General features: G+C 33.4%; 11 protein-coding genes. 5 read left to right on the top strand and 6 right to left on the bottom strand.

Features of this window, described 5'->3' with window-relative positions; genetic code table 11:
* On the bottom strand, nucleotides 1–531 hold a 531-nt coding region (locus tag CD116_RS02055), incomplete at its 3' end, for an ATP-binding cassette domain-containing protein (RefSeq protein WP_240625075.1).
* Nucleotides 532–851: 320 nt separating this feature from the next.
* On the opposite strand from CD116_RS02055, the gene CD116_RS02050 reads away from it, so the two are divergent.
* Nucleotides 852–1,652 (top strand): Cof-type HAD-IIB family hydrolase, encoded by an 801-nt coding sequence (locus CD116_RS02050; protein ID WP_047548083.1) that lies wholly within the window; start codon nucleotides 852–854, stop codon nucleotides 1,650–1,652.
* 246 nt (nucleotides 1,653–1,898) lie between these two features.
* Here CD116_RS02050 and CD116_RS02045 read toward each other — a convergent pair whose 3' ends face one another.
* Nucleotides 1,899–2,891: a D-lactate dehydrogenase gene (locus CD116_RS02045; RefSeq protein WP_047426549.1), complete on the bottom strand. Its 993-nt coding sequence runs from the start codon at nucleotides 2,889–2,891 to the stop codon at nucleotides 1,899–1,901.
* Between the two features lie 268 nt (nucleotides 2,892–3,159).
* Here CD116_RS02045 and CD116_RS02040 point away from each other — a divergent pair, with 268 nt between their 5' ends.
* Nucleotides 3,160–3,831 (top strand): NAD(P)H-dependent oxidoreductase, encoded by a 672-nt coding sequence (locus CD116_RS02040; RefSeq protein ID WP_047450408.1) that lies wholly within the window; start codon nucleotides 3,160–3,162, stop codon nucleotides 3,829–3,831.
* 116 nt (nucleotides 3,832–3,947) lie between these two features.
* Here the strand turns inward: CD116_RS02040 and CD116_RS02035 are convergent, their stop codons facing one another.
* A complete protein-coding gene (locus tag CD116_RS02035) occupies nucleotides 3,948–4,754 on the bottom strand; it encodes a VOC family protein (protein WP_047548080.1) in 807 nt (268 codons plus the stop codon).
* 174 nt (nucleotides 4,755–4,928) lie between these two features.
* The gene (locus CD116_RS02030; protein WP_047426539.1) at nucleotides 4,929–5,213 is read right to left on the bottom strand and encodes a GNAT family N-acetyltransferase; all 285 of its coding nucleotides are present in this window, start codon (nucleotides 5,211–5,213) and stop codon (nucleotides 4,929–4,931) included.
* 224 nt (nucleotides 5,214–5,437) lie between these two features.
* On the opposite strand from CD116_RS02030, the gene mhqR reads away from it, so the two are divergent.
* From mhqR to mhqD, 3 genes are all read left to right on the top strand, one after another.
* Nucleotides 5,438–5,872 carry a MarR family transcriptional regulator MhqR gene (mhqR, locus tag CD116_RS02025; RefSeq protein WP_047548077.1) on the top strand — a complete coding sequence of 145 codons (435 nt, stop codon included), beginning with the start codon at nucleotides 5,438–5,440 and terminating at the stop codon, nucleotides 5,870–5,872.
* 77 nt (nucleotides 5,873–5,949) lie between these two features.
* A complete protein-coding gene (mhqE, locus tag CD116_RS02020; protein ID WP_047548076.1) occupies nucleotides 5,950–6,918 on the top strand; it encodes a ring-cleaving dioxygenase MhqE in 969 nt (322 codons plus the stop codon).
* Nucleotides 6,919–6,939: 21 nt separating this feature from the next.
* Nucleotides 6,940–7,533: a methylhydroquinone degradation carboxylesterase MhqD gene (gene mhqD, locus CD116_RS02015; RefSeq protein ID WP_047548074.1), complete on the top strand. Its 594-nt coding sequence runs from the start codon at nucleotides 6,940–6,942 to the stop codon at nucleotides 7,531–7,533.
* Nucleotides 7,534–7,636: 103 nt separating this feature from the next.
* On the opposite strand, the gene CD116_RS02010 is transcribed toward mhqD, so the two are convergent.
* Together CD116_RS02010 and CD116_RS02005 are read right to left on the bottom strand one after the other, a co-directional pair.
* On the bottom strand, nucleotides 7,637–8,716 hold the full coding sequence (locus CD116_RS02010; RefSeq protein WP_047548072.1) for a YkvI family membrane protein: 1,080 nt from the start codon (nucleotides 8,714–8,716) through the stop codon (nucleotides 7,637–7,639).
* A gap of 343 nt (nucleotides 8,717–9,059) precedes the next feature.
* Nucleotides 9,060–11,024: a fructose-bisphosphatase class III gene (locus CD116_RS02005; RefSeq protein WP_047548070.1), complete on the bottom strand. Its 1,965-nt coding sequence runs from the start codon at nucleotides 11,022–11,024 to the stop codon at nucleotides 9,060–9,062.
* Between the last annotated feature and the right edge of the window lie 259 nt (nucleotides 11,025–11,283).

The raw sequence follows: 11,283 nt of genomic DNA, 5'->3' as shown, positions 1-11,283 counted from the left end.
TAAATTATGTGTAATATTGATAATAGTTTTAGTTTGATGGCTTTGAATAAAATCATTTAAAAATTCATAAATTTCATTAACTGTTTTCTTGTCTAAAGCGTTTGTAATTTCATCTAATATGATTAAATCATGATCTTCCAATAAGAAACTTAATAATTTAAGCTTTTGTTTTTGACCATCACTCAAGTTTTTTAGTAGTACGTTAGACGGTATTGCTTCGATGTTTAGTATGTTATAAATCTTATCGAATGTTTGTCGATTGTTTTTAAATTTTGATTTTAACAATGATAATAAAAAAACTTTTGTTATATCATTAGGGATATTTGATGAACTTGATATTAAGGTTACATTTTGAGAAATCGACTTAGGGATATTTCCACTATTATTTAGTAAGAAATCTTTAGCTAACAAAGATTTTCCTACACCATTTTTACCAACAATGTGATTGATCTGACCAAGATAGAAATTTAAATCACAATTGTCAACTAGTTGTTTGTTTTTAACTTTTAAAGAATAGTTATTTAGTTTCATGTATACAACTCCTATGTATAAAGGGATTTATTACACCGACATTTAATTATATTTTTAAAAATTCTTTCGCATTATGTATAGATGTTATAAATTAGTATATCACACTATATTTTGTCCAAATGATAAATATAACGTTATGTTTTTACAATATTCTGAAATTTATGTGCACCTCTGAATGCTATATCCAGTGTAATGTGTTTTGCATATATGAAAGCAATTTCAAAATGTGAATATAGGTTCATTGTGGTATGACAAACTTCATTGCTTGTCATGAGATGGATATAATGAAGACGACTAAAAGAGCAATGAGGAGGATAATCATGGTTAAGGCTATTGCGGTAGATATGGACGGGACGTTCTTAGATTCGAAAAAGACATACGATAAACCAAGGTTTGAAACGATTTTTACTGAACTTAGAAATAGAGATATTACATTTATTGCTGCGAGTGGTAATCAATATGCGAAGTTGAAGTCTATTTTCGGGGATAGAGATATGTATTTTATTTCTGAAAATGGTGCAGTTATTTATAAAGGCAATGAGTTATATAATTATAAAAGCTTTAATCGTCAGGTGTTTCAACAGGTTGTCGATTACTTAAATATGAACCAAGGTATTGATCAACTTGTCATCTGTGGTTTGAAAAGCGCGTATATTTTAAAACATACTTCTGAAACATTTAAAGAAGATACGAGATTTTATTATCATCAGTTAAAAGAAATTGACAGTCTGCAACAATTACCTGAGGATGATTATGTCAAAATAGCATTCAATATTAATCGAGAGACGCATCCGAATGTTGACGAAGAAGTAGCGACGAAATTCAGCGATGATATTAAACTTGTATCAAGTGGTCACGATAGTATTGATATAATTATGCCAAACATGACCAAAGGGCAGGCATTAAAGCGATTGTTAGATAAATGGGAAATGTCTCCTTCAGAACTAATGGCATTCGGAGATGCAAATAATGATAAAGATATGCTAGCGTTCGCTAAGCATAGTTATGTGATGGAAAATAGTCATGATGAAGAATTGTTCAATATTGCCTCTGCTGTCGCTCCAAGTAATGATAAGCAGGGAGTTTTAACGATTATCGAACAAGAAGTGCTGAAAAAGTAGCTAGTATATCATCAATGAAGCAGCTATCATGATACTAAATACATGTTAAATGAAAACTTTGAATACGAATCAACAAATATTAATATATCTCAAACAGGTTAGGCAATAATGCCATAGTAAAATAAGCGCACTACAATCATTTGAATAGATGATAAAATAAAGCGGATTTTAATCAAACCGATTTTGATACAGATTTACAAAATAAAAAGCAAAGGCACATGGCGCGCCTTTGCTTTTAAATATATATTAATTTAAACGTGTTTCACATGTACCAGTGTTAATGACAGATAATGCTGCGTTTAAACCACCTTCAACAAGGTTTTGTACTGCTTCATCAGAGAAGAAAGCAATATGTGGTGTTACTAAAATTCTTTCATGTTGGATTAACTCTAATAATGTTTTATCCTCAATGTCTTTATTAGTCCAGTCATTTGTGAAGTATGCTGCTTCATTTTCATAAGTATCAATAGCAGCACCTAACAAAGTACCATCGTTCACTGCAGCGATTAAATCAGGTGTATTGATGACTGCACCACGTGCTGCGTTAACTAAGATTGCACCTTTTTTCACATGATCAAACATTGCTTTATCGAATAAATGATAGCTTTCTTTGTTCGCTGGAACATGTAAAGAAATAATATCAGCATCTTTAATAGCTTCTTTAACACTATCTTTGTAAGTTAAAAAGTCTAAATCTTTATTAGGATAAGCGTCATAAGCTGTAATTGTAGCACCAAATCCTGCATATATTTTAGCTGTAGCAGCACCGATTCGACCAGTACCGATAATTGCAACAGTCATATTTTTAACTGGTTTAGACATGATTTCTGCTTGCCAAGTGAAATCATGTGCTTGTACACGGCGTTCAATATCTGGGAAACGACGCACTAATTGTAAGGCTATAGAAACAGAATACTCTGCAATAGTTTCAGGTGAATAACTTGGAACGTTAGAAATTACTATATTGTGTTTTTTAGCTAAATCTAAATCATACATATCAAATCCAGCAGTACGTTGTGCAATTTGTTTAATACCGTAAGATTCTAATTTAGGATAAACGTCGTGTTCTAATTTGCCAAATTGCATTGTAGTTACACCATCGTAATCTTTCAATTGATCGACTGTAGCACTTGATAATAACTCTTTAGAAGTAGTTACTTCGACGTTATTCTTTTTTCCCCAATTTAATGCCATCTCTTTCTCATAATCACGCGTACCGAAGAACATAATTTTTGTCATTATTAAAAACCTCGCTTTTAAAAGATTGAAAAGTAAATGAGTGAAATTAAAAGTCATGCAAATTAAAATCACGTCACAATTTAATTGTGAAAAATATCACAAATATATTATAACACTAAATTTCCCAAAATTCAAAAACGTGTTTAATTGCAGAAAACCTATAACATGTGCACAAGCTATAGTGGATTGCAAACGGATTACTTTAGTCTTTTTAAAACATGAAGTATAATTTGTATAGCAATAAATATAAAACTGGAGGCTATGTTCAATGAGCAAAATGAATCAAACAATCATGGATGCATTTCAATTCAGACATGCGACAAAACAATTTGATCCACAAAAGAAAGTTTCGAAAGAAGACTTTGAAACAATATTAGAGTCAGGTAGACTATCTCCAAGTTCTCTTGGGTTAGAACCATGGAAATTTGTCGTGATTCAAGATAAAGCGTTACGTGACGAGTTAAAAGCACACAGTTGGGGTGCAGCGAAACAATTAGATACAGCGAGTCATTTTGTGTTAATTTTTGCGCGAAAAAATGTAACGTCAAGATCACCGTATGTACAACATATGTTGCGAAATATTAAAAAATATGAGACAGAAACGATTCCAGCTGTTGAACAAAAATTTGATGCTTTCCAAGCAGATTTCCATATTAGTGATAATGAACAAGCGTTGTATGACTGGTCAAGTAAACAAACGTATATCGCATTAGGCAATATGATGACGACGGCCGCATTGTTAGGTATTGATTCATGTCCAATGGAAGGCTTTAGTCTGGATACAGTGACAGACATTTTAGCAAATAAAGGTATCTTAGATACTGAGCAATTTGGGTTATCAGTGATGGTCGCATTTGGCTACAGACAACAAGATCCACCGAAAAATAAAACACGCCAAGCATATGAAGATGTCATTGAATGGGTTGGACCAAAAGAATAAATAGAATACAGTATATCTAAATATAAAAATTAAAAAGTTAGCAATAAAAGCCTGCGATTACATAAATGAATCGCAGGCTTTTGCATGAAAAAATTGTATTAAGAAAGTATGGATGATTATTTTTCTGGAACAAGATCAGTATTTGAATGAACTGTGATGTCAAAACCTTCTGGCGCTGTAAATGTATGTGTTGATGCATTAGGTTGATAAATATCAACATGTGTTAATCCATAACTTTGTGCATTATTTTGTCTTGCTTGATTAGATTGCCAAGTATTAGCAGCAATATGATGATGATAATGATTCGTTGACATAAATAGCGCACGTGGAAAATCAGACACATGTTGGAATCCTAATTGTTCAATGTAACATTGATATGCTGCATTTAAATCGTGCGTTTTTAAATGTAAGTGTCCAATCATACCTTTTGCTGGCATTCCTTGCCAACCTTCATCTGTGCGATGTGTTAATAATGTTTGGCTATCAACTTCTAAAGTATCCATTTTAACTTTACCATTTTGCCATTCCCATGAAGATGAAGGTCTATCGCGATAGACTTCAATGCCATTTCCTTCTGGGTCGTTGAAATATAAAGCTTCACTTACTAAATGATCACCAGCGCCGATGCCCATATGTTTTTGTGCCACGAAATATAAGAAGTTAGCTAGATCCTCAGTAGTTGGTAATAAAAATGCGATATGGAATAGCCCTGCTTCACGTGGAGAAGACTGACGTCCGTCTTCTAGTAAATGTAAAGTTAATGTGTGGCCGCCACTACCAATAGATAATACGGTTGTGTTATCGTCAGAACTTTTAACAGATAGTCCTAAAATGTTTTTATAAAATGTTGTCATTAAGTCTAAGTCTCTTACGTTCAGTTCAATGTTTGTTACTTGTGTTGCTGTTTTATCGTGAAATGCCATTATGCGTCGCCTCGTTTTCTATTTTTAATATAAGTTAGTATAAAAAGTATACCTTAAAAAGAAATGAATTGATAGCATAAAGTTTGAGATTCAAAATAACATAACGTTGCACCATTTATATTGAGGAGAGTACATAAAAAAGCGATGGCACTGGCGCACCATCGCAAAATATATTTAACCAAGATACACATCTTGATATGAATCTTCTTTTTCTAACATATGTTTGGCAAATGAACATGAGGCAATGATTTTTAAATGATTTTCGCGAGCATGTTCAACAACTGCTTTAACTAGTTTCTTGCCAACACCTTGACCACCAAGTTCATCAGACACGCCTGTGTGATCGATATTAATTTCATTATTATCTACAAAACGAAATGTGATTTCAGCTAAAGTATGATTTTCATCATCACCAATATAAAATTTGTTCTCGCCTTGCTTAATTTCAAAGTTACTCATAAATATCAACTCCTATCATGAATGATTATTATACTTCCCTTTTTTATTTTAACTTAAACGAAGTAAAAGGTGCATGACAGTCATGTGACGACATTGCAAGTCCAAATAGTCATTTTCATTAAGCACAATTTGAAATAAAGATGAAAACACGTATCTTGACATTAAATCCATACAGCTATATAATTTATCTCGAAATCGAAATAAAATGAAAAGTTGGTGATCATATGGATCGAACGAAACAATCACTCAATGCCTTTGTCGGAATGAATAGGGCATTAGACACATTAGAGCAAATTACAAAAGAAGACGTAAAACGTTATGGCTTAAATATTACAGAATTTGCAGTGCTTGAGTTGCTTTATAACAAAGGTCCGCAACCGATTCAACGTATTAGAGATCGAGTATTAATTGCAAGTAGCAGTATTTCATATGTTGTAAGTCAATTAGAGGACAAAGGTTGGATTACACGTGAAAAGGATAAAGATGATAAACGTGTATACATGACTTGTTTAACTGAAAAAGGTCAAAGTCAAATGGCAGATATTTTCCCTAAGCATGCTGAGACATTAACAAAAGCATTTGATGTGTTAACAAAGGATGAGTTAACAATATTGCAACAAGCGTTTAAGAAACTAAGTGCACAATCTACAGAAGTGTAAGGTGTGCACTAAAATTTTAAATTAAAATATCTCGTTTTCGAGATAAATATATCAAAAACATAAAGAGGGTATATAAAATGACAAATAATTATAAACTATTAGGAATTCATCATGTAACTGCAATAACAGATGATGCAGAACGTAACTATAAATTTTTTACAGACGTATTAGGCATGCGTTTAGTTAAAAAGACAGTCAATCAAGACGATATTTATACGTATCATACATTTTTTGCAGATGATGTAGGCTCAGCAGGTACGGATATGACATTCTTCGATTTCCCAGATATTACAAAAGGGCAGTCTGGAACAAATTCTATTACAAGACCGTCTTTTAGAGTGCCTAACGATGACGCATTAACATATTATGAAGAGCGCTTTGATGAGTATGGTGTTAAACACGGAGGTATTCAAGAACTATTTGGTAAAAAAGTGTTACCATTTGAAGAAGTAGACGGACAAGCGTATCAATTGATTTCAGATGAGGTAAATGAAGGGGTGGCACCTGGTGTACCTTGGAAGAATGGACCGGTTCCAGCAGATAAAGCAATTTATGGATTAGGACCAATTGAAATTAAAGTAAGTTATTTTGAGGACTTTAAAAATATTTTAGAAACTGTTTACGGTATGACAACTATTGCGCATGAAGACAATGTCGCATTACTTGAAGTTGGCGAAGGTGGAAATGGTGGCCAGGTAATCTTAATAAAAGATGACAAAGGACCAGCAGCTCGTCAAGGTTATGGTGAAGTACATCATGTGTCGTTTCGTGTGAAAGATCATGATGCAATAAAAGCGTGGGCAACGAAATATAAAGAGGTAGGTATTAACAACTCAGGTATCGTTAATCGATTCTATTTTGAAGCATTATATGCACGTGTGGGTCATATTTTAATAGAAATTTCAACAGATGGACCAGGGTTTATGGAAGATGAACCATATGAAACATTAGGTGAAGGTTTATCATTACCACCATTTTTAGAAAATAAAAGAGCGTATATAGAATCAGAAATAAGACCATTTAATACGAAGCGTCAACACGATTAGTTGATATGAGGAGGATTTGTGATGGAACATATTTTTAGAGAAGGACAAAAAGGTGCACCAACACTAATATTGTTGCATGGTACAGGTGGAGATGAGTTTGATTTATTACCATTAGGCGAAGCATTGAATGAAAATTATCACTTGTTAAGTATTAGAGGACAAGTTTCGGAAAATGGGATGAACCGTTATTTCAAACGTCTTGGTGAAGGTGTTTATGATGAAGAAGATTTGGCATTTCGTGGACAAGAATTGTTAACGTTCATTAAAGAAGCTGCTGAGCGTTATGATTTTGATATTGACAAGGCAGTACTTGTTGGATTTTCAAATGGATCAAATATAGCGATTAACTTAATGTTGCGTCCAGAAGCACTATTTAAAAAAGCATTGTTATATGCACCGTTATACTCAGTTGAAGTAACGTCAACAAAGGATTTATCAGATGTAAGTGTGTTGCTTTCTATGGGTAAACATGATCCTATTGTGCCATTAGCTGCAAGCGAACAAGTCATTAACTTGTTTAATACACGTGGGGCACAAGTCGAAGAAGTTTGGGTGAATGGTCATGAAATTACAGAAGCGGGATTGAGAGCTGGCCAACAATTGCTTGGGAAATAATGGTTCAATTAAGAAGCGGACAGATGGAAAAGATTTTTACTTTTCATCTGCCCGATTTTTGATTTTGAAGTGCTGTACTAAATTTTACAATGGTATAGATATTTTAATCGATATGAGATTTGCCGGTAATTCGCTTAATGACCCCTTTATAGATTACAGGTATGAGTAGGATGAAACCGAACAATCCCATAATAGGAAATACTTTTCCAATTAAAGAAATGAAACCGATAAATGTACTAATATAAGTGATAACAGCCATTGTAATAATAATGATGAAGTAACGTCTGCTAAATGGAACACTGAAACGTGACGCAAATGCATACATTAATCCAACGACAGTATTGTAGATGACAAGTATCATAATAACAGACATAATAATACCAATTGATGGAGACATTTGTGTCGCTAATTTTAATGTAGGTAAATCAACGTGTTTAATTTTATCGAATTGAGATATTAAACCTAGGTTAATCATCATGAGTAAAAATGTAATGATTAAACCGCCAATCAAGCCCCCGTATAATGTTGAGTCACGATACTTAACTTTACTACCCATCACTGATAAAAAGCTGAAGGCAGCAGCAATTTGCAAGCTTGCATAGTTAATCGCATCAAACCACCAACCAGGTGATAATGATTTCTGCTTATGAATCTGAGCATCATTATTAGCGGCAGTAAAATCAAGATGACTCGTTGTGAAATAGTACACGGCAATCATAATGACAATCGCAATTAAAAATGGGGTAACACCACCAAGCACAGCAATTAAACGATCGAATTTTAGAAACAGTGTTGCTAAAATAAAGACGACTAATATGAGTGCGCTCAGCCAATACGGTAAGTTGAAACTTTGATGAATGGTTGATGCGCCACCTGCAGTCATAATAATAGCTAACGACAACATAAACATTGTCAAAATAATATCAAAACCTCTTGCAATAGAGGGGTATAAGAAATAGTTAATTGAATCAGAGTGATTTCTAGACTTTAGATGATGACCTGTATGCATGACAATCATTCCACCTAAAGTAATCAATAGTCCTGTCACAATAATGCCTGAAATGCTATACGCGCCATGACTTGTAAAAAACTGGAAAATTTCTTGACCAGTAGCAAAGCCGGCACCAACAACAACACCAACAAAGGCAAATGCCACAATAATGGACTCTTTTAAGATACGCATGATTTAAAAATGTCCCTTCGTAATTTTAAGTAATATAGAAAATGTAACATACATGTGAACGAAAAATATAGTACTAATATAGTATTTTGTTAAATTGGAGTAGAAGCGAGGGCGTCGGTCATTTTATTAATTTAATAGTTGATTTTGCATTTTTTGCTGTAAAGTTGTTATAATACAGTTAACAGGAACTAGCATAGATACACCAATCCCCTCACTATTACGAGTAGTGAGGGGATTTTTTTTCGGTGTAGCTAGGTCGCCTATTTACCATCGCGTGTACATAGTCACTGCATAAACACCGCAACAATACAACAGCACACGACACATGCATCAAATGTCGTCTTTAGTCTAAATAACGATCATGCATTAACATTTTTAAAATATCTATTTGAGCTTGTAACTCTTTACCAATATTGGTATCTCGAATCTTCTTACGTTGTAATTCTTTATCTACGACGCGCTTGATAGAAAGTTCATCAATACCTTCGGAAAGTATTTTTTCTTTAGCGTTAAATTGTTGATGTGCAACGAGTTGCATTCCGAATGAATTGTACAACAATGTATAGCCTGCAATGCCAGTTGTTGACTGATAAGCTTTTGAAAAGCCGCCATCAATGACAAGCATCTTTCCATCAGCCTTGATAGGATCTTCGCCATTAATTTCTTTCACTGGTGTGTGACCATTAATAATGCGTCCTTCATCTGGATTTAATCCGAAATCACTGAGCATTTTACGAACCATATTCACATCTTCACGAAGATGATAGTATGGATTTTTTTCTTCTTTATGAGAAGCTTTATCTGCAATAAAATATCGCTCAAACGTAGTCATTGCACGTTTACCAAATAGTGAAGAATATTTCCCAGTCCATAAATACCAAACTAAATCAGTAGATAAGTCATCAGTATTTTCTTTTTCATCAAATGATTTACGGACATGATACTCAAACACATCTAATAATTCTTGGCCGTTGTATGTCTGACCATCAATTTCGAATGATTCCATCTCACCATTTTCATCAACTGGAATACAACCATGAATGAGTAAATTACCATTATAAGGTAAGTAAAGTGAACCTTTACGCATCAAGAAAGACATATGACGACGTAATTTTTCAGATTGTTGGAATGACAATAATAGTTTATTCATGACTTCTTCTTCTTCTGGTAGTAATTCTGCCGGGTTATCACGGTTAACGGTTTGGAAACATGTGTCTTTTAATGGATATGTTTTTCCGTAAACTGTTATTTCATTAGTATCATAATTAATTTTTTCAAGTACAAGTCGTTCATCCATTTCAAAGTTTGGACGGCGCTTAATAACTGGTATTTCCAGTTTGAATTGAATCATCGCAATAGCTTGATGAATTTTAGTAATCTGACTTTCTTCGCGTTGTGTTAAACGTTCATGTTTGTCAGGTCTTTTTTTAGGTTTAAAAGCAGTATTATCTGCATCATAGTATTTTTCAGCTAACGTTAGCAAAGGTCTTAAGTTAATACCGTAAGCATCTTCAACGATATCTAAATTGTCATAACGTGCACAAATACGCAGTAAATTAGCTAAGCATACTTTAGACCCTGCATAAGCACCAACCCAAAGTACATCGTGATTTCCCCATTGAATATCTAGAGAATGATAATTAATCAACGTATCCATAATTTTGTCTGGTTGCGGGCCACGATCATAAATATCACCGACAACGTGTAAATGATCGACGACTAAGCGTTGTACAGAATACGCAAGCCCTATAATTAAATCATCAGCTTGCTTAAGCTCAATCACTTGATTTACAAGTGTTTCGTAGTAAGATTTTTTATTTTGATATTCATTACTTTTATATAGTAGTTCCTCGATAATATAAACATATTGTTTTGGCAAAGCTTTGCGCAGTTTAGAACGTGTATATTTTGAAGAGCAGTACTTAATTAATTCAATTAAATGTTCGATTGTTGTGATATACCAGACATTAAGTTGGCCGTAACTTTGGAAATCACTTTTAATCAATTTTAATTTGTCTTCTGGATAGTAGACAAGAGCTGTTAAGTCATTAAGTTCCTTTGTTGAAAGTCTCTCTTTGAAAATGTCATTGATTTTTGCTCGTACGTTCCCAGAGCCGTTGCGTAATACGTGCTGAAAAGCTTCATATTCACCATGTAAATCGCTGACGAAATGCTCTGTACCTTTAGGTAATTCTAAAATTGATTCTAAATTGATAATTTCAGTTGCAAGTTTTTCTGGAGTATCAAAATGTTGAGATAGTAAATCTAAATACTTCTTTTTTAATTCTTTTTCAGTAATTTGAGTCATTACGTGTCACTCCTGTAGTATATTTCAAAGGTTAGTTTATAAAATAAATGCGCTTACAATGATTATCAAGAAAACGTTAACATTTTTCAATAAGTATGCTTGAAATAATAATGATGAGAGAAGGATTTTGAGAATTTAAATATCAGGGGGCATTGCATTTTGTTTGAGAAAAAGTCGAGAAGTGAGGCTGGGACATAAATCCCTAAAAAAAACAGCAGTAAGATAATTTTCAATTAGAAAATATCTTACTGCTGTTCTC

Origin of the sequence: Staphylococcus schweitzeri, from assembly GCF_002902405.1 — a bacterium.
Lineage (GTDB): Bacteria > Bacillota > Bacilli > Staphylococcales > Staphylococcaceae > Staphylococcus > Staphylococcus schweitzeri.
Note: the sequence above shows the minus strand (reverse complement) of the source record. Positions and strands in the feature narration are given on the sequence as shown.